This is a genomic window from Acinetobacter sp. A47 (assembly GCF_000805455.1).
GTDB lineage: Bacteria > Pseudomonadota > Gammaproteobacteria > Pseudomonadales > Moraxellaceae > Acinetobacter.
The window spans coordinates 1-21,850 of the sequence record NZ_JSUS01000032.1; the positions used below are offsets into that span (position 1 = coordinate 1).

Genomic DNA, 21,850 nt, shown 5'->3' on the forward strand with positions numbered 1-21,850 from the left:
ACCGCACAAAAACGTGCCATTCATATTCAATTTTCAAATCAACATTTAAATTCTCAGGTTTTCCTGCAACGTATAGATGGCCAGCATGAGCTGAATGGCGGCTTTAAGGCCGAGCTGATCTGCCTGTCGACCAATGCCACCATTCCACTCAAACAATTTATTGGCAGTCAGGCCGCAATCGATAGCGTGACCGATCAGGGCCAGCTTACCCGTGTCACGGGCATTATCACGCAAGCCCTGCAAGGTCAGTCTGACGGCAGCCTGACCTTATATAAACTCACACTCGAAGACCCAACTGCACTGTGGAAACAACGCCGTAACAGCCGCGTGTTTATGAACAAGAGTGCGCGCGATGTGGTGGAAGTTGTCTTTAAAGAATGGCAGCAGAAAAGCCCGTTATTTGCCTCGAGCTTAACGCTAGATTTAAGCGGCCTTAGTCAGGACTATGATGTCCGACCATTCATGATGCAGTCCAATGAGAGCGACTATGACTTTCTGACCCGATTGCTGCGTAGCGAAGGCATCAACTGGCTGGTAGATGAAGCAGAACGAACCGTTCCGCAAAGTAGTGCTGCAATTCAGCCGCAGAAACTGCGTCTGATTGATGACAATAGCCAGTATCAGGCCTTGGAACGTCGCCAGATCCGTTATCACCGCAGCAGTGCCACCGAACAATACGACAGCATGACCAGTCTGGTCGGACAACGCTCATTACAACCGAGTGCGGTGCATGTACAGCGCTGGCAGGCCGATGCCCTGGAACAGGAAGAAGGTGCAGGCAGTGTACAAAGCACCCACCAGCACAGTGAACAACATGACAATGCCAGTCTGGGACTGGAACAGGCCTGGCATTTCTCACCGGCATGGATGCAAGACCTGAATGGTGAAGATGGTGCAACCGCATCGGGTAATGGCCAGATAGAAAAACTCAACCGCAATCTTGGACAATACCACGACCTGCAATCGAAGCAGTTCGTGGCGAATACTACGGTGCGTGACACCCATGTCGGTCACTGGTTTGAACTGGCAGAACACCCTGAAATTGACCAGCACAGCGGTGCAGACAAAGAATTCCTGATCACGGGTAAGCAGTTTTATAACCAGAACAACTTGCCAAAAGACCTGAACCAGCAAATCAAACAGTTACTGGCCCAAAGCAACTGGCATATAAAAGAAAATGACGAACGACAGGCCAACCAGCTGATACTGCAACGTCGCAATATCAAAACGGTTCCTGAATACAACCCGTTACAACACCGTCCAGCCGCTTCACCACAACGTGCCAGAGTGGTTGGCCCAAGCGGCGAAGAAATCCATGTGGATGAATGGGGCCGTATCAAAGTCCGTTTCCTGTTTACCCGTAGTGAAGACCATAGCCACGATGGGGGTGCAGGGGCCAATGACAACGACACCGATTCTGCCTGGGTGGATGTACTGACACCTTGGGCAGGCGAAGGTTATGGGGCACGCTTCCTGCCACGAATCGGTGAGATTGTGGTGATTGACTTCTTTGATGGCAATATTGACCGTCCATTTGTGGTCGGACGCATCCATGAAGCACAGCGCAGTCCAACCAGATTTGACAATGCAGGCAAGCTACCAGACACCAAGAAACTGGCCGGCATTAAAACGAAAGAATATCAGGGTGAAGGCTTTAACCAGTTACGCTTTGATGACACCACCGGACAGATCAGCGCCCAACTGCAAAGCAGTCATGCTGCCAGCCAACTCAACTTGGGTAAACTGAGTCATCCAAAAGATAAAGCTGAAAGCGAAGACCGGGGCGAAGGTTTTGAACTGCGTACCGATCAATGGGGTGCGGTACGAGCCGGAGAAGGCTTACTGCTTTCCACGCATAAACAGGATCAGGCCCAAGGCGAACATCTGGATGCACAGCCTGCTAAACAGCAGCTGGAAGGCAACCAAAGCAATGCCAAAGCTTTAAGTGAAGTGGCTAAGAACCAGCAGACTGATGAAATAGAATCATTGGATCAATTAAAAGCGTTTGCTGATGAAATTGAAGCGGATATTGCCAAGTTTAATAGAGCCATGCTGCTATTGAGTTCACCAGCGGGTATTGGCCTGAGCACTAATGAAGATATTCATTTATCTGCAGATGGTCAGATCAACCAGTTTGCAGGTGAGAGTATCAACTTAAGCACCCAAAAAAATCTGGTGGCACATGTCAGTGGAAAAGCTAGCCTGTTTGCCGCGCAGAATGGGATTAAGCAGGTGGCGGCCAAAGGCAAGTTTGAGGCACTGGCTCAATCGGATGGCATGGACTTACTGGCCAAGCAAGGTATTCAGATCATTTCAACTGAAGATCGAATCGAGATTACCAGCCCTAAAGAAATCGTGATTACTGCGGGCGGTACCCAGATCAAGTTGGATGGTTCAGGGATCTTTCCCGTAACGAGTGGCAAGTTTGAGGTGAAAGCGGGGCAGCATTTATTTATGGGTGGGGCATCGGTGAATGTCCCTGCAATTGATTTACCAGATTGTTCTGCTAAACAGACACAAGCTGCCCAGAATGGTTCTGCTAAGGTTGACTTGTCATGAGTTTATCTATCTTTACAGCAATTCAATATGATATTGAACAAGATCATAATGCTGAGTTAGAACAGCAGTGCTTAAAACTTTTAGGTCAATATGGGCATCTTATCTTTTTATTGGATCGCACCTTAAATCCTTCAATTTTTGATGATCTGGTAAATACTTTAGCAAAAAAAAATATTGCTTATATTCCCTTAGCCATTAAAAAGGATATGGAAACATCTGATCTTTTTTTGATACGTATTGATGATCAAAAGGTATTTGAACAAGTAAAAGATGATTTATTGCTAAATTTATTACGTAATAAAGATATTACCAACGACTACTATTTTGTACATGGTTTTGGTACAACAAAAGTAGCATCGCTTGAAGAGTTAAGAGATCAGATAAGAAATAAGCTCGTGGTGTCTGATCAGGAGCGAAAAATTTTATTCCGTTGGTATGATCCTCGGGTACTGATTTATTTAAATGACATTTTGGAAGAAAAAAATTTATTGAGCTTATTGGAAAGCTTTGAGGCTTGGTCTTTTTTGCATCCCACAGGATTTTATAGTATCGAATCTAGTGAAGAAAGGACTCAGATTCAAAAAATACCTCTGCGTTCTTTAAATAAAGAACAATCCATCGCATTAGATCTGGTTGAAATAGCAAATAGTGTTTTTCAGCAATTGAATGATTTTAAAGAAGTCGATATTTCAAAATTACATCCCGTAGAAATTCATAAAACTTTATTACATGCATATCAATTCTATGGACTAGAAAATAATTTAGATCTCGTCTCTTATGGTTTGTATGGACAAATTATTCATAAAGACTTTATGGCTCATCCTGTGGTTACGGATATTCTTTATACACATTGTGTGCAGGATGAGCTTTCGTTTACAGATGCAATGGATTATCTGGATGCTGAGTTGTACTCCGTTATTCAGCAAGATCTAAATGTATAAGGTGTGATATGACAACAAATCAACAGGCTAAATTCAAGATTTCAGATAATGCTAACTCGAAATATATTGAAGTTCTAGAACAGCAAAGGCAACGGCAAGCTCAAATTTTTAAGCTTGGAAAAACCAAGACTGTGGGGGATATGAGAGATCCTGAGGTTGCAAACGCAGTCATTAAAAAAATGGAACAAAGTAAAATTGCCAAGTCTGCCAAGCAGTCCACTGCTGCAAATGTACAAAATAATAGCGCAGGGCAAGCACAAAAAGAGTGTTCTAACTTCTGTCGTAAAACAGGATTTAATATTTTACCTTTACGTTATACGGTAGTTGGTAGCGCAGCACCGGCTTTGCCTGCAACATTAGGAAAAAATGTAAAAGAGATTCAGTTAAGTCATTTTAAATATGCGGTAGAAATGATTGATACTGGGTATATCTATCGTTTAGTAAAACGGGCATCAGGAGCTTTAGAGTGGGCTGGTTATTTAGTTACACCGAAAGGACATTTATCATATTTTCCTGTGGGTAAAGAAGCACCGAAAAGCGTGCCTGAATTTGCCTGCAAAGGGGCCGGGCATAGTGCTAATTCATCTCTGATTACTCTGGAAAGCAATCCTAAAGATGAAGCTAAAATTGCTTATCTCATCCATACCCATGATCCGATGAGTAAATTAAAACTAAAAGAATATGAAAAAAATGCCGAAAAGTTTGTAACCGAAGGCAAATGGCAAAAGTTTATTGTAGGAGGGGGAGCTGCTCAAGCACATTGTTTGGCCACAGCTAATCTGAAAAATTCAATTTATAATGTCAAAAGTTTTGGTACAGGACGCATTGATCAAATTTTGAAAAAATTTGCTCAAGAACCTAATAATGTTGCTTGTATGGTGTTATATGATCCAATTGGGATAACGCTTAAACTCAATGAAAGCCGAAATGCGAGATTTGAAAAACTTACAAAATATATCGCAGAGAAAGATAATAAAACGACCAATGAGCATAAGTTACATTCTTCTCAATTGGTTGATAGTATTAAAATTATTATTGAAAATAAACTGATTAATCAAGGTTTAAGCACGAATACCCTACAGGCAGATTTGAGTGCTAAATTAATATTTGCGCAAGGTAAAATCCCTCTCTTTGGATCGATGGATCAAAGAGACTACCAAAGCAAAGTTAATGAAATTTGGGATCGAGCTTCGCCGCAAGAAAAAGAAAAGTTTTTACAGCAGTACAATAAAAAATATGCTGCGGGACAAAAGCAGGTCAGAGATAAGATTATTAGTCAATCTAAAGCACAAGCGAAATTGGATTGGGAAACCAAATATTCGACAAAAATTGATTGGACCGCAAAAAATGCTTTTGACGACAAAGTAAAAGCATTAACGAATGAGGCACGTAAGTCGGCACAAGCCTATGCAAGCGATCATCTAAAATGGTTGCAATCAAAACAGTTGCTAAAAGCATTTTATACTTATGATCAAACGGTTCTAAAGGGGGATGGTGCTTTATTTCATATAAAAGCACTATCAGTCATGGATGGCATGACAGGTTGTGATGAAGGGCAGGCATTGATGGAAAAATGGTTAGGGGTGGATAAAATCTCTGACGATAATCTATATATGCGGGCAGTCACCTATAATCAAAAAAGTCTGATTGATCAATATAATGCAAAAAGTCCTGAAATTACTTCTTTAACTTGGGATCAGACTCAATCCAGTTTAAAGGGTTTAATTGCTGCGTTTGTCAGTGCCGACCAGCTTTGGGAGCAATGGTTAGCCGACCCAAACAATAAAGTTAATGACCTGAAATGGTATAATCCTGCCAGAGCTTTACCCTGGATCTCCGAGATTACACGCAGTGTAGCCAAATGGAGCCTACAATATAATGCAAGTCCTTTAATTGCAAAGAAACTTTCAAGGGTTTCTTTTATTGCCTATGCTCATAGTTCTTTATTAACCGACAAAGTGCCGAAATGGTCATTACTTTATAATATTGACTTGAAAATGACGAATGCTGCAAGTCAGTTGAATGCGACAGAAATCCAAAAACGTTGGAAAAATGCAGGGCAGAATACGGCTACACAAAAGATTAAAGAAATTCTAAGTAAGTCTTCTGTGAGTGTAGCGCTCAGAATTTCTGGAGTTGTTGCTCTATTTGAGTTAATAAATTTGGGAACGCAAGCCAGTCTTTTCGCTGGGGATAGAAATTGGGAAAACGGTTTTAAGGTAACAGCAGGCTTATTAGCGACTACAGCGGTTGTTTTAGATATTGCTGGTGGTGGTATGGATGCTTTAAGTTTTCAAGAAAAAGCGAATAAAATTAGACTATATGGTGCAAGACTTGCAATTGGTGGAGCCACCTTTAGTATGATTGCCGACATTACAGCATTTGTAAAAGAGTTTGGCGGAAAAGATAATATTTTCTTACTGATTGTATTAGGTGCAAAAGCTACTATTTCTTTATTAATGGTTGGTGTCGGTATTGGGATGTTATTAAGACTTCCTGCATTAGCTGGCAGAGATATTGTAATAAGATTGCAAAAGTCTATAGCTATTAAAAGCTTTTTGACTATAGGTATTATGCGTGCTGCTGTATGGCTAAACTGGATTGGTATTGGTCTTAGCATTATTGAAATTATTTTAAGAAATTATTATTACACGGAAGATGAGCTGCAAAAATGGTGTAAAAAGTCAGTATTTGGGACGGAAGCTGGGAAATATGAATCTCTTGAAAATGAAGAAGAAGCTTTTAGTAAAGCTGTAGTGAGTGTCTAAGATGAATGAAATGTTATTGATCAAGGGATTTGTAAAGAACTTAGATGTTGAGGACTCCAAAATTTATCCTTTGAAGAATATTAAATCACAAGCTGCTGGTAGTGTAATACTTGGAACCTTAACTGCAAGTAGTAGCGCAGCAACTAATGCACCAATTTTGCTAATGGCAGCAAGTGGAGAAGATGCTAAATCCTTTACTTGTGAAGTCGGTGATTATCGTTTGATTGGTCAATTTACAACAGTACAATTTAAGAACGGCGATGAACTGGTTTGGGTGATTAGTAGGGAAAAAGAGCAAGGAAGACATTTAACTTATGCTGTACTTGATCCTAAAACTGGGTTACTTTATATGATGTATGAATTGGGACGGTCGTTGAAAAAAGCTTATAACTATAACAATAAGGTAGCATTATTTTTAGGACTAGTATGTTTTTCATTTATATCTATTTTAATATTAGGTTCAAAACTTTATTATGGAGATAGTGTAGATATTTCTTTTAATGATATTATTAAATATTTATTTTTCAGCTTTATTATAAGTTTTTTATTTTCCCTCTCTTTTTCTTATCTTGTTTTCGGCCGAGTATCAAAGAAAATGGGAGTATTATCTGAGAAAATTTTTAAAGTCTTAGGTTTTAAAATAATTGAACAGGATTTTTACAATGATTGTATCGTCAAAGATGGCATTCATATTAGTGTCATGGAATATAGAAAAAACTTAAAAGGCCCAGACCCATATCCAGAAGATTATTTTGATAAGAAAAAAGTTAATGAATCATGACTGGTCTACAATTAAATCTAAAACTGGTAGAAGGCCCAATCCATTCTTTAGAAAAAGCCAAATCCAAAATACCCGTAAATCAAAATGTGGGAGGAATTGCAACTGGTACCGCTTTTGCTGGTGTACTGGCTGAAAGTAGTTCGTTACTTACCAGTGCTCCTATACTAGTGATGGCAGGTAAAGCTAAAGATGGCATCACGTTTACGGGGGAAATAGAAGGATATTCTTTACTGGGGCAATTTACAACGGCTCGTTTTAACGAAAATGATGAACTGATCGCTATAATTAATGACAAGCCTGTAGATGGACGTTATCAGGTCTATGCCATTCTTGATCCTAAATCTGGTTTGCTTTATATGATCTATGAAATGGGTCGTTCAGTAAAGAAGGGCTATAAAGCGATTATTATGCAAACCTATTATTTCACTTTAATTTGTTGGGGTGGGATGTCAATAATGCTTTTACTTTTTTACATTTTTGATTTTAATTATTCTTGGGACTCTTTTCTATATTTAATAATGTGGATACTTATAAGTATTTTTATCTGTATTCCATTGATGGCTTTTGTAAATTATTTTGGTTATAGAAAATCCTATGAGAATTTTGGAACATTATCAGAGCAAATATTTGAAAAACTAGGCTTTGATGATCCTAAAGAGCAGGATTTTTACAATGATTATTTAATTAATGATGGAATCAACATCAGTGTTATGGATTATAGAAAAAATTTAAAAGGTCAAGATCCTTATCCAGAAGATTATTTTGATAAGAAAAAAGTTAATGAATCATGACTGGTCTACAATTAAATCTAAAACTGGTAGAAGGCCCAATCCATTCTTTAGAAAAAGCCAAATCCAAAATACCCGTAAACCAAAATGTAGGTGGAATTGCTGCTGGAACTGCTTTTGTAGGTGTACTGGCTGAAAGTAGTTCGTTGCTTACCAGTGCTCCTATTTTGGTGCTGGCAGGTAAAGCTAAAGATGGCATCACGTTTACAGGGGAAATAGAAGGACATTCTTTACTGGGGCAATTTACGACCGCACGTTTCAAAGAAAATGATGAACTGATCGCTGTAATTAATGACAAGCCTGTAGATGGGCGTTATCAGGTCTATGCCATTCTTGATCCTAAATCTGGTTTACTTTATATGATCTATGAAATGGGCCGTTCAATAAAAATGGGCTATAAAGCCATTATTATGCAGACTTACTATTTTACATTGTTGTCATGGGGTTTTCTCTTTATTTTTATTTTATTCTATTTTGTTTTTAATTTTTCCTACTCTATGAACACCATTTTATACTTACTAGAGATAGTGGGAATTTCTTTATTTGTTTCTATAGCAATTTCTGGTTTTGTTAATTACTTTGGTTATAGAAAATCCTATGAGAATTTTGGAACATTGTCAGAGCAGATATTTGAAAAACTAGGTTTTGATGATCCTAAAGAGCAGGATTTTTACAATGATTATTTAATTAATGATGGAATCAACATTAGTGTTATGGATTATAGAAAAAATTTAAAAGGTCAAGATCCTTATCCAGAAGATTATTTTGATAAGAAAAAAGTTAATGAGTGATGTAAGGTATACCATGTTTAAGGCACTAAGGTACACCTTAGAAAGTATACAAATTAAGGGTGAGCTGCGCAACGTACTGAATTGTTTTGGTTTAGATCAATATTATATTTTTTAATTCTTGGGTCTTTTGCACGTATTGGATCTTCCACAGGATGTATCGAATGACGTTGCATGGTTAAGCCTTTCCCTCCCATATACATATTCTGGCCATCATCAGGCGCAGAACTCCGTACAACTTTTAATGTACCTGTTGCAGGGCCTTGTGGATTTTTCTCAGGGGACTTGCTGTAATATTCCGGATCATACCAGTCCAGCATCCATTCATAATTATCGGTGATCATGTCATAAAAACCTAACGGGCTAGCAGGATATTGTTGTAAAACAGGAATATCTTTCAGTGATTTAAATTTTTTATTAATTGCTTTTCTTTGTTCAAAACTCCAGATATTACGGCCGATATCCATTTTGCCGTTATCAGTTGCATATAAAACATACTGGCCACGATTACGGGCAGCATATTCCCACTGTGCTTCTGTAGGCAAATCCATTTTTAAATTAAGTTGTTGACCAAGCCATTGGCAGTAATCGCGTGCCTGTTGCCAATTAATTCCTGCAGCGGCTGTAGGAACACGTTCTTGAATTGAAAATTCATCGAACGTTCCAACCTTCTTTTGACCTGTGACATCAGTATAGATATCAAAATCAGCATAAGTGGCTTTGGTAGCACTTAATTGAAAGTCATCTAAAGTGACTTTATGCAAGGGCTTGCTGTCACCTTTACCATCGTAAGGAAGTTGGTCAATACTATGTTCAGGGCCAAAGTCACCCATCATAAAAGTTCCACCCTTGACGAAAATGAGATTCTTTTTAGTTTTTTCCAATAGTTGCTGTAATTGCTTTTGTTGTTCGGCAGACAGGTTTTTCTAGTCAATTGGTACTTGTGTCTTTAGGCTAGAATCTGAGGCGGGTTTTGCACATGCAGTTAAGGCTATACTAGAAAATATAATAGCTATAAGGGTGGGTTTAATCATTTTTTAAAACCTAAAATTGAATGCTGACTTAAAAAGAATGTGGAAGATTGGCGACGCAACGTACCCCATATAAATGATAAGTCATTTTATTTTCTTCATTTGATTTTGGTCGGGCATGGGCTCTTTCTATATTAAGACCACCTGCCATCATCAAATCATCCGCACTCATTGCTGGGGAGCTACGCAATACCTTTTCAGTTCCAGTTTTGGGCCCTTTGGGATTAACAACGGGGGAGTGTTTGTAATAATCTTTATCGTACCAGTCATTCATCCATTCATAATTATTGGTGACTAGATCATAAAAGCCTAATGGATTCGGGGGAGTTTGTCCTAAGACGGGGATATTTCCAATAGTATCCATGCTATTAGTCTTATTTTTATATGCGACATACTGTTTTTTTGACCAAAGATTTTTTTCTGGCTCTACTTTGCCTGTATCGGTTGCAAAGACAGTATATTGGCCTTTATTTCGTGCAACATATTCCCATTGCGCTTCAGTCGGTAGGTCCATAGGCGTTCCTACTTGTTGTCCCAGCCACTGGCAATAATCTTTAGCCTGTTGCCAATCCATTCCTGTTGCAATTTCATGGGCGATTTCTGGAGTAAAGAGTTCATTGTAATAGCTCTTGGGTTGTCCGGTTGCCTCGGTAAAAATATTAAAGTCTTCTAATGTAGTTTTATAGGCACTCATATTAAAGCTGCTCAGTGTCACTTTATGCAGAGTCTTATTGTCATTTCCCGGTGAGAAAGGCAGGTGATCAGGTTTTTCTGTATTGCCTTTTGGATTCTTGATCGCCATGCTGTCAGGTACGGTTTTTTCGAGTTCAGGAGTGACTAGTCCGAAATCACCCATCAGGTAGCTACCACCTTCAACAAAGATCATATTCTTTTTGGTTTTTTCCACCAGTTTTTGAATTTTTTGTTGCAGTTCTGGTGAGGCCTTTACAACCTTTTGATTCGTTTCAGGTGCTTTGGCACAAGCATTTAAAGTAATGCTTGCGCATAAGATAAAGAATAACTTCTGCTTTTTCATTATAAAAAATCAATTGCTTAAATTTAATTAGATGAAATGCTAATCAATTCAATTAAAATAGGGAAGCTAATTTGTGTTAGTCATTATTGAAAATCAATTCAATACTTTTAAATAATCACAATTTTATTTGACAGAAATATATAACATTGCTCATTTTTGATTATGCTGTGGTAGAAGTTAAATTTGCAGTCTAATGTTTAATGCTAAAATTGTCTTTTTATAGATATAAAAATCTGGTTTTTACTCATCAGCTTTACGCAAGGTATTAATATTGAAATGAAAGAAAAGTTGATTGTTATTTTGCTTGTTTTGACTATTTTTCAATTCAGTGCCTGTTCAGAAGCAACCCGCGATAAAAGGGATCAGAAGGCGGCAGAGTTACTCTATCAGCAAGGAGGAAGATACTTCTTGGGCAAGGGCGTTGCTCAAGATTATGTCAAAGCAAAGAACTTGTTTGAAAAATCTGCCCAATTAGGCTCTGCGATTGCTCAAAATGATTTGGCTGGTATGTATTTTAAGGGAATCGGAACCGAGAAAAATGAAGAAAAAGCCTTTTACTGGTATGAGCAAGCGGCACAGAAAAATTTCCCGGAAGCGCAATATAATTTGGGCATTATGTATGACCTGGGCCATTATGTGCAAAAAGACCGGAACAAAGCTTTAGCTTTTTATCGGTTATCTGCAGATCAAGGCTATGCTAAGGCTCAATATAATCTGGCAAATGCTTATTCTTCAGGAAGAGGCGTGAAAAAAGATATTGGTCTAGCCATGGATTTATATGAAAAGGCTGCACAACAAAATCTGCCTGAAGCACAATATAATCTGGCAAATATGTATTCTGATGGTTTACTGGTGCCCAAGAATGAAGAGAGGGCTTTAAAACTATATGAAAGTGCAGCCGAGCAGAATTTCCCTTTGGCTCAGCATAATCTAGGTTATATCTATGCAAATGAATATCATGACCTTGAAAAAGCCAGATACTGGTTTAAAAAAGCCTATGAAAATGGCGTTGAAGCGTCTGGTGAGGTGTTAAAACAGTTAGAGCATGACTCGCCATAGCCAAGCCATATCAATACTTATGCAATAAAAAAGCCACTTAACACATTGTTAGTGGCTTTTTAAGCTAATTGGGCTTACTTAATTTTCTTAAAGATAAAGTCATTAATCTTATGACCAGATTCAAGTCCGCGACGCTCGAATTTGGTGACTGGACGCCAGTCTGGGCGAGGGTAGCTATTGCCTTTACCGGCAAGGTTTTCAAGGTCAGGGCGGTTATCCAGAATATCAAGCATCCATTCGGCATACGGCTCCCAGTCGGTTGCTGCATGGAAGGTACCACCCAGCTCAAGCTTCTGTTCCACCAGTTGCATACGCTCATGAATCACGAAACGGCGTTTAAAGTGGCGTTTCTTCTGCCATGGATCAGGGAAATAAAGCTGTACACAGTTAATGCTGTTGTCTGGCATTTCACGTAGTACCTGAATGGCATCGGCATCCAGTACAAACAGGTTCTTTAAGCCTGCCATACCTGCTTCATAGACACATTGTGCAATGCCGGGTACATGCACTTCGATACCGACAAAGTTACGTTCAGGGTTGGCCTTTGCCATTAACACCAGAGAGCGCCCCATACCAAAACCGATTTCAACGGTTAATGGGCGTTCAGGATGTTCAAAATGCTGGCGTAAGTCACCAACCGGATATTCCAAAATTAAATCACGATAATCTTCTAAAGCAGTACGTTGTGAAGTATTGAGCGGAGCTGAACGACGCATAAACGTCACAATTTCACGGTGCTCAGGCAAATTGTCGAGTTCCGTAATTTGCGTTTCTAACTGATCGTTTGACATGATTCTGGAGATATAAAGATAGAAATGCCGTATTTTAAGTGCTCAGGTGGACAAGTCAAACTTTTAAGTGATTTTATTTAGGCATTTATTTTTATAAATGATGAAAACTTGTCAAAAAATCTTCATGGTGCTGTCACAGAACTTGCATAGCCTAATGGCAATTTAAACGCACAGTAAAAAACATGAATCATTTTAAATACCATTCGATCGCCATTTGTTTAAGCCTTTTGGGTGCATCTTCAATCTTTTCTGTTGCACATGCACAACTGATGTTTAGCCAGTATGTCGATGGCAGCAGCAATAAAAAGGGACTGGAAATTTATAACCCCGATGCCACAACGGTCAATCTGGCAGACTATGAAATCCAGCAGTTTAATAATGGTGGCACCGTTAAAACCGCAGCATTTCCCTTAAAAGGCAGTTTAGCCAGCAAACAGAAATTTTTGATCGGCCGTTCAGAATTACAAGCCCAATTAGGCAATAAGGTCAATCAGGTTGCTGGTCTGTCCTTTAATGGCGATGATGCGGTGGTGTTATTGCATCGTGGGACACCTGTAGATCGTTTTGGTCGTATTGGTGAACGTCCAGCTGCGGGTTGGGGTACAACTGTTTTCAGTATGGGCAATAGCTTTAAACGCATTCAGACAGATAACCCTGTGGTGAGTGTTGACCCAACCAGTCCGTTCGATCTGGATCAATCCTGGCAAGCCTGGACGGACCGGAATGACTTTTCGAACTTAACCGGTTCAAGCACAATACCGCCTGTTAATGAACAGATCAGCTGTAGCAGCCATGATACCCCAATCGCGGCTTTGGCCGACTCGACCCAGAATCAGGACTATACCATTCGTGGGGTGATCACCGCGGACTATCGCTATAACAATGGTTTTTCGGGTTTCTATGTACAAACGCCCGATAGCAAAGCTACGCCAAATGTCAGCAATGCCATCTTTGTGTATATTCCTGCAAGCAGTGCAGTCAAGGGCGGTGAAGTTGGTGATGAAGTGATCCTGCGTGGTCGTTTAACCAGTTATCAAAACCAGCTGCAAATGGATCAGTTGCAGCAGGATATCAAGACCTGTAACCAGAACATGGCATCGCTGATTCAACCACTGGATTTGAATTTACCCTTTAGCAGTTTGACTGATACAGGGGGGAACTCACCGAAACGTTATCAGGGTATGCTGGTCAAATTGCCGCAAACACTGACGGTCAGCGAAAACTATAACTATGGTCGTTATGGGGAGCTGTCCTTGAGCCTTGGTCGCCTGTTTATTCCGACTAACCTGTATCCGGCACGGTCAATCGAAGCTAAAGCCTTGGCACAGCAAAACCTGCTTTCCAGGATTATCTTTGATGATGGTTATAACAATCAAAACCGTGCGCCGTGGTTACCTCAAAATTTTAGTGCCCTAAATACACTGCGCTCTGGTAACCAGATCAAAAATGCACAAGGCATTTTAGAATACCGTTTTAATGCCTGGCGTGTACAACCGGTTGCCGGGGCAAACTTACCGGAAGTGGTAACCACCACCAATCCACGGTCAACTGTTGCGGTTAAGCAAAGCAAACATGTTCGTGTTGCCGCATTTAATGTCCTTAACTATGACAATGGCAAGACTGGTTTCCCAACCGAACGTGGCGCTAACAGCCAGACCGAGTTTGACAAACAGCATGCCAAAATCGTAAGTGCATTAAAATCAATCGATGCTGATGTATATGGCCTGATGGAGATTGCCAATAATGGCTATGGCAGTGACAGTGCGATTGCCAATTTGACCAAGGCGCTAGGCCCAGACTGGAAATATGTCATTCCAGAAGGCCTGAACCAGTTAGGTACCGATGTGATTGCAGTGGCGATTATCTATAACAGCAAACGTGTGCAACCGGTCAATAAAGCTGCGGTATTGGATCTGGGCGATAAAAACCGTACAACGATTGCACAATCCTTCAAGCCTGTACAAGGTGGACAGATCTTTACGGTCATTCCTAATCACCTTAAATCGAAAGGGTGTAAAGGTGTCGATGAAAATTCGCTTGATGCTGATCAGAAAGATGGACAAGGTTGCTGGAACCCAACTCGCGTGAAAGCGGTTGAACAACTCACGCAATGGATTGCCAAGAATCCAACTCAGGTCAAAACTCCGAATATCTTGTTATTGGGTGATATGAACAGCTATGCCAAAGAAGATCCGATCCTGAGCTTTGAAAAAGCCAGCTACAAAATTCTGCTAAATGACAGCAAGATTGGTGAGGGCACCAAGGCCTATAGCTATGTCTTTGGCGTATCGAGTAATGCAGAGGGCTACGGCGGAGCAGGTAACCTTGATCATGCCATCGCCGATGCCGGCCTGTATAAGCGTGTGGTGAAAGCCTTTGCCTGGCATATCAATGCCGATGAGCCAACCGTGCTGGACTATAACGAAGAATATAAAACCGATGAGCAAAAGGCCTTGTTTTTCGCAGCCGATGCCTACCGTTCTTCAGATCATGATCCGGTGATTGTTGATCTGGATATGAAAACCGCCGATTCTCAACTCGAAGCGGGTCATCCGAAAAGCATCGTTACGGAATTATTAAATTCGTTATTTGAGTGGTTGGCTAAACTTTTTGGCAGAGCGTAATGATCTTTCCGTGACGTGGACTGATAAGTTTTTTCATAAATTAATCAATCGTCACGGAATATAACTTGCAAGGCAGAAAAAAATTCATTAATAGTAGTGGTGTAGATGTTCTTAGCATGAAAGCGATTATAAATTTCAGGTATTGCTGTTCTCGAGTTTCGTAGGAATGTTCTAGGGCATAAGTTGTTAGATAACAAGGATCAATTATGAAGTTGTATTATTCACCGGGTGCATGCTCATTGGCCGCCCATATTATTTTAAATGAAATAAACGTAGATTTTGATTTAGAACGAGTTGATCTAAAAACACATAAAACCTCAAAAGGTGCAGATTATTACGAGATTAATCCGAAGGGGTATGTACCGGCTCTGGAAATTAATCCGGGATTGATTTTAACCGAGAATGTTGCGATTTTACCGTTTCTGGCACAACATGATCCAAAACAGGATTTGATTCCACCATCAGGGATGGGGAGAGCAAAAGTACTGGAGTGGTTAGGATATTTAAACTCCGAATTACATGATGCCTATGCCGTTTTCTTTACCGGTACACTCAGCGATGCTGAAAAAACCAAGGCCTATGCCGAGGTTGACCGCTTACTGAAATATATTGATAACTATCTGGCAGAATCGGACTGTGATTATCTGGTCGATGACAACTTTGGCCCGGCCGATGCCTATTTATTTGTGCTGACCAACTGGTCGAACCATATTGAGCATGATTTAACACCTTATACAAATATTGTTGCGCTGCGTAATAAAATTGCAGAGCGTCAATCGGTACAAATTGCAATGCGTGATGAAGGCTTGTTGAGCTAAGATCACACCCAATAAAAAGCCTCTGCGAACAGAGGCTTTTTTATTTGAGCTCGATTATTGTTGAGCTTTTTGTTTCACGTCAGCAGCGCCAGATTCTACTGCACCCGCAACTTTAGCTGTCGCATCACGTGCAGCAGCTTCTGTTTTTGCAGCAGCTTCAGCAGTTGCCGTTGCAGTGTGATCAGCCGCAGCATCAATCTGATCGCCTGCTGTATCTACCGCAGTTGCAACATCGCTAGTTGCCGCTTCAGTTGCGTTTTTGATATCTGCACCAGCCTGATCAGCTGCGTGTTCTAAATGTTCACCCGTGGTCGCGCCTGTTTCAGGTGCTTTATCTTTATTACAGCCTACAAGCGCAACAGTAGCAGCAAGACCTAATGCAACAAGTAATTTATTCATTGTCTATTTCCTTTTCTTTGTGGCATCCAATAGGAATGGATAGCAAAAATATAAACATAAACTGTAGTAAGAATAAAGTTGAAAATTTGTAAAAACACGCACTTACATTGCTCAATATAAGTGCGTGTCCTGTATCTAGCTCAGTTTAGCTGCCTGAACGGATCATATAATCAAAGGCAGACAGGGATGCTTTGGCACCTTCACCTGTGGCAATGATGATCTGCTTGTATGGTACGGTCGTACAGTCACCGGCAGCAAAGACACCTTTAACACTGGTTTCGTTACGGTCGTTGATCACGATCTCGCCACGGTTGCTTAACTCAACTGCACTGTTTTTCAGGAATTCGGTATTTGGCAATAACCCGATCTGGACAAAGATCCCTGCAAGCTCTACCGTATGTTCAACATCAGTGGCACGGTCTTTGTACTTCAATGCCGTTACTTGTGAACCATCACCAACCACTTCAGTACTCAAGGCATTCATGATCACCGTGGTATTTGGCAAGCTGTTTAACTTGTCTTGCAACACCTGGTCAGCACGAAGTTTGGTGTCAAATTCAACCAGTGTGACATGCTCAACAATACCTGCAAGGTCAATCGCCGCTTCTACACCCGAGTTACCACCACCAATTACCGCAACACGTTTGCCTTTGAACAACGGGCCATCACAGTGCGGGCAGTAAGCCACACCACGGGTACGGTATTCGGCTTCACCCGGTACATTCATCTCTCTCCAGCGTGCACCGGTAGAAAGAATGATGGTTTTCGATTCAAGCTTGGCGCCATTTTCCAGTTCAACCTCAACCAGACCGTTGGCGGTCTGATCTGCGCCTGTGATCTTGCTGACACGTTGCAGATTCATGATATCCACACCGTATTCACGGACATGCGCTTCCATATCCTGCGCAAACTTCGGACCTACGGTTTTTTGTACAGTAGTAAAGTTTTCAATGTCCATGGTATCCATCACCTGACCACCGAAGCGTTCAGCCACGATACCGGTCTTGATGCCTTTACGCGCAGCATAGATTGCCGCAGTACCACCGGCAGGCCCACCACCAATCACCAACACATCAAATGCATCTTTGGCATTGATAGCCGCTGCATCTTTCTCGGCAGAGTTGGTATCGAGCTTGGCCACGATTTCTTCCAGTGTCATACGACCCTGACCAATATGCTGGTTGTCCTGAAATACCATCGGTACTGCCAGAATCTTGCGCTCTTCCACTTCATCCTGGAAGAAAGCACCATCAATCATGGTCGCCGTAGTATTTGGGTTGTTGATCGCAATCAGGTTAAGTGCCTGCACTACATCTGGACAGTTGTGGCAGCTCAGTGATACAAACACATCAAAGTTGGCAGTCAAGTTAAGGCCTTTGATCTGGGCCAAGACTTCATCAGAGACTTTTGGTGCGTAACCCGATACTTGCAGCAATGCCAGAATCAAGGAAGTAAACTCATGGCCCATGGGCAAGCCGGCAAAGAACACACGCGGTTGTTCGCCTGCTTTAGCCACACCAAAGCTAGGGCGGCGAGCGTTTGAACCGTCAAAACGCGCCGTAACCTGATCAGAAAGTTCCGCGATTTCAGTCACCAGTTCTTTGATTTTCTCTGCTTTGTCTGAGTCATCTAAAGCAGCAACCAGTTCGATCGGGCTTTCTAAACGTTCTAAATAAGCTTTTAATTGAGTTTTAATATTTTGATCTAACATGTATTTCTCCAAACCCTAAGACTTTTAAATCGGTCAATTCATTCAATAAGGCTATACTACGCAAAAATCATAAATAGGTAAAACAGTATGTTTTTATGAGTTTGATCGGTTTTTTGAATTTTTAATCGATTAGTTGAATTTTGAAATATATCTTTCGATAAAAAAATCAGTACAATCATAGTTGTTATATAACTGCAATCATTGCATGGCATAAAGAAAAGGTAAGCAATATGGCATTACAGCGCGGCATCTATCAGCATTATAAAGGACAACTGTATCAGGTCTTTCATGTTGCCCGACACAGTGAGACCGAAGAAGAGCTGGTCGTATATCAGTGTCTATATGGTGATTATTCGATGTGGGTGCGGCCATTGAGCATGTTTACTGAAACGGTTGAACTGCCTGATGGTCAAATCCAGCCCCGTTTTAAATTGATTCAGGCGATCACATAACATCAATCCTTTGCTGACTTGGCCTTTGGAGGACGGAATATATGACCAGTAATGTGTTTTTACAGCGTATTTCTGATTTATATGACCAGTTTAAACAGCATGATGCGCAACAGTCTGATCGTCTGAGCCGCTATCGTAATATTGAGGTCGAGTCGGCCAAGTTATTGGCGATGCTGATTCGCTCCCAGCAAGCAAAACGTATTCTGGAAATAGGAACCTCGACTGGTTATTCAACTTTGTGGCTGGCTGAGGCTGCCCAGTCGGTAGGCGGAAAAGTTCAAACGCTAGAAATTGATCGCTTACGTAGTGCCCAGGCACACAAATATGCGCAAGAGTTTGGACTTGAGCAGCAGGTTGACTTCTGGGTGGGGGATGCAGTAGATTTTCTGGCCCAAACCACTCAAGTGTTTGATTTTATTTTACTGGATGCAGAGCGTGTTGATTATGTGAGTTACTGGGACGATTTAAAGCGTTTATTACAAAATGCTGGCAGCACCTTGATGATTGATAATGTGATTTCTCATGCTGCCGAAGTGAAATCCTTTTTAGAATTGATAAAGAATGATGATGATTACATGAGTACGATTTTGCCAGTTGGCGCGGGCTTATGTATGGTCGTTTTGAAATGAATTGATTTGATTCTGATGTTTTAAGCGATATGCTTGCGGACTACAACCCATCATCTTGTTAAAGGCCCGGGTAAAATTGGCCGGGTTAGAATAACCCAGCTCATAAGCAATTGCTGTAATGGTCAGGGTAGAATGCTCTAATAAATCAATGGCACGTTCTGTGCTGATCTGCTGTTTTAATCCCTGAAACTCTACACCGTGTTGCTGCAAATAACGTTGCAGGGTTTTTGTAGAAAGGTTCAGGACTTTGGCACATTCAGTTAAGGTGGGTACCTGATTGGCTTGTCTGAGCATCATACTGATCCATTCCACTATTTCGCCTTGATGGTAGATTTTCTGAATTTGTTCCTGACAACGTTGCTCAACCACTTTTAAGCTATGTGCGTCTGCCAAAGGTAAGGGCAGTGCCAGCTGTTGCTGGTCAATCACGACCCGTATACCCGAAAGCCAGTGATAATTAAACTGGAAACTGGCTTTGACTAAGGAGAGATAACGTTCCTGATAAGCCGGTTCGGGAATACTTAAATAGATCTGATAACGTTGTAACTGCTGGCCTGCCAGTTCGAGCAAACTGTAGTAAAAGGCCACGGCAATGGCTTCGATATGAAAGGCCAGACATGATTTATTCATTTGCAAGACCGGTTCAAATAACAGCTCAACCTTTTGCTGGTGAGCTGGTAACTGAATACTGAGCTTAAAACTTGGCATAATCAGTCTAAAGTACTGCGCAATAAGTCTGAGCGCGTGTTCCAGATTCGGGCTGGTCATCAGGGCATAACCCACCAGACTATGCGAGCTAAGTTTAAGGTTTTTTCCTAGTACAAAGGCCAGATCCCGGGTATTGGGCAGGCTTAAAGCCATATCAATAAATTGCTCAATCTGTTGAATGGACAGCAGTTCTGTGCTTTCCAGTTGCTGCTGCAAGGCGATCAACACATGATTATCGTATTGATGCGTAGCGATTAAAATTTCGATCAGCCGTAAATAATAACGTGATGGAATCACCGGAATCTGCTGCTTCTGCACAAGAAAAACTCAGTAAAGTCTTAAAATGATATTAGCAAGTCTTAAAATGATAATATATGGCTGCTGTAAAATTACACAATCACTTCAAGCGAAACAGGATGGATTTGATTGAGGAGATTGTAATGAATATGCATACTCAACTGCATGTCGAGCAGGCTACAACAACATTTAAAGATAAAAAACGTCATTTATGGCTATTGGGACTGGCTGTTCCTGTAATTGCCATGAGTGGTTTGGCTGGTTACCAGTTTGGCCCGAAGAAAACCCGGAAACTTTTTGCTTCATTTGGCCCCATATTTTTACATGGTGTGATTCCAGCACTGGATAAATTTGTTGGGGAGGATAGCGAAAATCCTCCAGTAGAGGCTATTGCTGCGCTTGAAGCCGATCCATACTATGCGCGAATCGTAAAACTGTATATTCCATTGCAGTATGCAGCAAATCTGTATGGGGCTTATCTTGCCAGCCGTAACGATACATCAGTTACTGATCAGGTGTTATTGGGTACCCTGGTTGGCATGGTCAATGGTATTGCGATTAATACCGCACATGAACTGTGTCACAAAACCGGCCGACTGGAACATTATCTGTCGCATCTGGCTCTGGCACCATCGGGTTATAATCATTTTCGTATTGAGCATCCTTACGGTCATCACCGTCGTGTTGCTACACCAGAAGATCCTGCATCATCACAGTTTGGTGAAAGCTTCTGGAGGTTTTTACCGCGGACGGTGATAGGCAGTTTTAAATCGGCGATTGAAATTGAAAATAAACGTTTGCAACGAAAACAATTATCGTTCTGGTGTAAGGAAAATGAGTTGATTCATGGTTGGGCCATGTCAGCTCTGTATCATGCGGCGATGTTAAGCACTTTTGGCAGGCGTTCGGTACCATTTCAGGTCACGCAGGCAGCCTATGCGGTGACCTTGTTTGAATCGGTCAATTATATTGAGCATTATGGCTTGCAGCGTGAGAAAAAGCCCAATGGCCAATATGAACGGACTTTGCCTGAGCATAGCTGGAACAATAATAATGTGGTGACCAACTTGTTCCTGTACCAGTTACAACGTCACTCCGATCATCATGCCAATCCGACCCGAAGCTTTCAGACCTTACGCCACTTTGAAAATGCGCCGCAGTTACCTGCAGGGTATGGTGCCATGATTTTACCAGCCTTTGTTCCGGCATGGTGGTCAAAGATTATGGATGATCGGGTCGTAAGCCATTATCAAGGTAAGCTGGATAAAATTAATATTTATCCTGCGGCCAGAAAAAAGATGTTAGAAAAATATGGTGATCACGATGCTGTGGCCTGAACCGGCCGGCGAAATCACAAAATCAGCCTGAGCAGGCTGATTTTTTTATGGGTTATGCCGAAATGCAGAGTCGTTTAAAATGTAAGTCAAACTCAAGATACTTGTGAACAAAGGCCGTTTTATCATGGGTGCGCAGTAAATTATTATAGATAAATTCTGGAACAGGATGATAAAGCTCGCCTGAGCCGTTGCTATAGAAAATCTTTAAATAGCGTGAAGAAACATCATATTTCCACGAAGTTACAACAACAGGTTTTTGCATAGTTTTTTGTCCCCATCTTGATTTGATCTTTTAGTACATATTGAACAACTCTTATCCTTGTTTCTTTGACA

The 21,850-nt window shown here is 41.1% G+C and carries 18 protein-coding genes and 1 pseudogene; 12 read left to right on the forward strand and 7 right to left on the reverse strand.

The genetic code is table 11. The features are described 5' to 3' along the window. The 6 genes from OC23_RS06565 to OC23_RS06590 all read left to right on the forward strand — a co-directional run. A partial coding sequence (locus tag OC23_RS06565) for a type VI secretion system Vgr family protein (RefSeq protein ID WP_038343704.1) occupies window positions 1-2,559 on the forward strand: 2,559 nt, incomplete at its 5' end. Beyond that, window positions 2,556-3,500 (forward strand): DUF4123 domain-containing protein, encoded by a 945-nt coding sequence (locus OC23_RS06570; protein WP_038343705.1) that lies wholly within the window; start codon window positions 2,556-2,558, stop codon window positions 3,498-3,500. The genes OC23_RS06565 and OC23_RS06570, both read left to right, overlap by 4 nt. An 8-nt stretch (window positions 3,501-3,508) precedes the next feature. Beyond that, the gene (locus OC23_RS06575) at window positions 3,509-6,268 is read left to right on the forward strand and encodes a T6SS effector BTH_I2691 family protein (RefSeq protein WP_038343707.1); all 2,760 of its coding nucleotides are present in this window, start codon (window positions 3,509-3,511) and stop codon (window positions 6,266-6,268) included. Between the two features lies 1 nt (window position 6,269). Next, complete coding sequence (locus OC23_RS06580) at window positions 6,270-7,049, forward strand: putative type VI secretion system effector (RefSeq protein ID WP_081407301.1); 780 nt, start codon at window positions 6,270-6,272, stop codon at window positions 7,047-7,049. Beyond that, entirely contained in the window at window positions 7,046-7,840 is a 795-nt protein-coding gene (locus OC23_RS06585) for a putative type VI secretion system effector (RefSeq protein ID WP_038343708.1), read from the forward strand. The genes OC23_RS06580 and OC23_RS06585 overlap by 4 nt, the downstream gene beginning before the upstream one ends. Then, window positions 7,837-8,628 carry a putative type VI secretion system effector gene (locus OC23_RS06590; RefSeq protein WP_152607805.1) on the forward strand — a complete coding sequence of 264 codons (792 nt, stop codon included), beginning with the start codon at window positions 7,837-7,839 and terminating at the stop codon, window positions 8,626-8,628. The genes OC23_RS06585 and OC23_RS06590 overlap by 4 nt, the downstream gene beginning before the upstream one ends. A gap of 53 nt (window positions 8,629-8,681) precedes the next feature. Here OC23_RS06590 and OC23_RS06595 read toward each other — a convergent pair. Both OC23_RS06595 and OC23_RS06600 read right to left on the reverse strand, forming a co-directional pair. After that, window positions 8,682-9,659: pseudogene (locus OC23_RS06595) on the reverse strand (formylglycine-generating enzyme family protein). A 28-nt stretch (window positions 9,660-9,687) separates the two neighbouring features. Continuing rightward, window positions 9,688-10,692 (reverse strand): formylglycine-generating enzyme family protein, encoded by a 1,005-nt coding sequence (locus tag OC23_RS06600; RefSeq protein ID WP_038343711.1) that lies wholly within the window; start codon window positions 10,690-10,692, stop codon window positions 9,688-9,690. Between the two features lie 276 nt (window positions 10,693-10,968). Here OC23_RS06600 and OC23_RS06605 point away from each other — a divergent pair, with 276 nt between their 5' ends. Next, window positions 10,969-11,751, forward strand: a complete 783-nt coding sequence (locus OC23_RS06605) for a tetratricopeptide repeat protein (protein ID WP_038343712.1) — start codon at window positions 10,969-10,971, stop codon at window positions 11,749-11,751. Window positions 11,752-11,825: 74 nt separating this feature from the next. Here OC23_RS06605 and trmB read toward each other — a convergent pair whose 3' ends face one another. Further along, window positions 11,826-12,542 carry a tRNA (guanosine(46)-N7)-methyltransferase TrmB gene (gene trmB, locus OC23_RS06610; RefSeq protein ID WP_038343713.1) on the reverse strand — a complete coding sequence of 239 codons (717 nt, stop codon included), beginning with the start codon at window positions 12,540-12,542 and terminating at the stop codon, window positions 11,826-11,828. A 182-nt stretch (window positions 12,543-12,724) separates the two neighbouring features. Between trmB and OC23_RS06615 the strand changes: the two genes are divergently transcribed. Further along, the gene (locus OC23_RS06615) at window positions 12,725-15,166 is read left to right on the forward strand and encodes an ExeM/NucH family extracellular endonuclease (RefSeq protein WP_038343714.1); all 2,442 of its coding nucleotides are present in this window, start codon (window positions 12,725-12,727) and stop codon (window positions 15,164-15,166) included. Between the two features lie 206 nt (window positions 15,167-15,372). Beyond that, entirely contained in the window at window positions 15,373-15,984 is a 612-nt protein-coding gene (locus OC23_RS06620; protein ID WP_038343716.1) for a glutathione binding-like protein, read from the forward strand. 54 nt (window positions 15,985-16,038) lie between these two features. Here OC23_RS06620 and OC23_RS06625 read toward each other — a convergent pair whose 3' ends face one another. Together OC23_RS06625 and ahpF are read right to left on the reverse strand one after the other, a co-directional pair. Beyond that, the gene (locus tag OC23_RS06625) at window positions 16,039-16,383 is read right to left on the reverse strand and encodes a hypothetical protein (RefSeq protein ID WP_038343717.1); all 345 of its coding nucleotides are present in this window, start codon (window positions 16,381-16,383) and stop codon (window positions 16,039-16,041) included. Window positions 16,384-16,528: 145 nt separating this feature from the next. Then, window positions 16,529-18,094: an alkyl hydroperoxide reductase subunit F gene (ahpF, locus tag OC23_RS06630; protein WP_038343720.1), complete on the reverse strand. Its 1,566-nt coding sequence runs from the start codon at window positions 18,092-18,094 to the stop codon at window positions 16,529-16,531. 230 nt (window positions 18,095-18,324) lie between these two features. Here ahpF and OC23_RS06635 point away from each other — a divergent pair, with 230 nt between their 5' ends. Next, window positions 18,325-18,546 carry a DUF1653 domain-containing protein gene (locus OC23_RS06635; protein WP_038343721.1) on the forward strand — a complete coding sequence of 74 codons (222 nt, stop codon included), beginning with the start codon at window positions 18,325-18,327 and terminating at the stop codon, window positions 18,544-18,546. A 41-nt stretch (window positions 18,547-18,587) separates the two neighbouring features. Beyond that, entirely contained in the window at window positions 18,588-19,175 is a 588-nt protein-coding gene (locus OC23_RS06640; RefSeq protein WP_038343722.1) for an O-methyltransferase, read from the forward strand. Here OC23_RS06640 and OC23_RS06645 read toward each other — a convergent pair. Continuing rightward, window positions 19,152-20,201: a helix-turn-helix domain-containing protein gene (locus OC23_RS06645; protein ID WP_038343723.1), complete on the reverse strand. Its 1,050-nt coding sequence runs from the start codon at window positions 20,199-20,201 to the stop codon at window positions 19,152-19,154. The genes OC23_RS06640 and OC23_RS06645 overlap by 24 nt on opposite strands. Before the next feature lie 122 nt (window positions 20,202-20,323). Here OC23_RS06645 and OC23_RS06650 point away from each other — a divergent pair, with 122 nt between their 5' ends. Then, window positions 20,324-21,517 (forward strand): alkane 1-monooxygenase, encoded by a 1,194-nt coding sequence (locus OC23_RS06650; protein ID WP_038343724.1) that lies wholly within the window; start codon window positions 20,324-20,326, stop codon window positions 21,515-21,517. A 52-nt stretch (window positions 21,518-21,569) separates the two neighbouring features. Here the strand turns inward: OC23_RS06650 and OC23_RS06655 are convergent, their stop codons facing one another. After that, entirely contained in the window at window positions 21,570-21,779 is a 210-nt protein-coding gene (locus tag OC23_RS06655; protein ID WP_038343725.1) for a KTSC domain-containing protein, read from the reverse strand. Window positions 21,780-21,850: the final 71 nt, after the last annotated feature.

What these genes read in the sequence shown, in the direction of transcription:
- OC23_RS06570 (WP_038343705.1), top strand. Translation starts at nt 2,556, where the DNA reads ATGAGTTTATCTATCTTTACAGCAATTCAATATGATATTGAACAAGAT.
- OC23_RS06575 (WP_038343707.1), top strand. Translation starts at nt 3,509, where the DNA reads ATGACAACAAATCAACAGGCTAAATTCAAGATTTCAGATAATGCTAAC.
- OC23_RS06580 (WP_081407301.1), top strand. Translation starts at nt 6,270, where the DNA reads ATGAATGAAATGTTATTGATCAAGGGATTTGTAAAGAACTTAGATGTT.
- OC23_RS06585 (WP_038343708.1), top strand. Translation starts at nt 7,046, where the DNA reads ATGACTGGTCTACAATTAAATCTAAAACTGGTAGAAGGCCCAATCCAT.
- OC23_RS06590 (WP_152607805.1), top strand. Translation starts at nt 7,837, where the DNA reads ATGACTGGTCTACAATTAAATCTAAAACTGGTAGAAGGCCCAATCCAT.
- OC23_RS06600 (WP_038343711.1), bottom strand. Translation starts at nt 10,692, where the DNA reads ATGAAAAAGCAGAAGTTATTCTTTATCTTATGCGCAAGCATTACTTTA.
- OC23_RS06605 (WP_038343712.1), top strand. Translation starts at nt 10,969, where the DNA reads ATGAAAGAAAAGTTGATTGTTATTTTGCTTGTTTTGACTATTTTTCAA.
- trmB (WP_038343713.1), bottom strand. Translation starts at nt 12,542, where the DNA reads ATGTCAAACGATCAGTTAGAAACGCAAATTACGGAACTCGACAATTTG.
- OC23_RS06615 (WP_038343714.1), top strand. Translation starts at nt 12,725, where the DNA reads ATGAATCATTTTAAATACCATTCGATCGCCATTTGTTTAAGCCTTTTG.
- OC23_RS06620 (WP_038343716.1), top strand. Translation starts at nt 15,373, where the DNA reads ATGAAGTTGTATTATTCACCGGGTGCATGCTCATTGGCCGCCCATATT.
- OC23_RS06625 (WP_038343717.1), bottom strand. Translation starts at nt 16,383, where the DNA reads ATGAATAAATTACTTGTTGCATTAGGTCTTGCTGCTACTGTTGCGCTT.
- ahpF (WP_038343720.1), bottom strand. Translation starts at nt 18,094, where the DNA reads ATGTTAGATCAAAATATTAAAACTCAATTAAAAGCTTATTTAGAACGT.
- OC23_RS06635 (WP_038343721.1), top strand. Translation starts at nt 18,325, where the DNA reads ATGGCATTACAGCGCGGCATCTATCAGCATTATAAAGGACAACTGTAT.
- OC23_RS06640 (WP_038343722.1), top strand. Translation starts at nt 18,588, where the DNA reads ATGACCAGTAATGTGTTTTTACAGCGTATTTCTGATTTATATGACCAG.
- OC23_RS06650 (WP_038343724.1), top strand. Translation starts at nt 20,324, where the DNA reads ATGAATATGCATACTCAACTGCATGTCGAGCAGGCTACAACAACATTT.
- OC23_RS06655 (WP_038343725.1), bottom strand. Translation starts at nt 21,779, where the DNA reads ATGCAAAAACCTGTTGTTGTAACTTCGTGGAAATATGATGTTTCTTCA.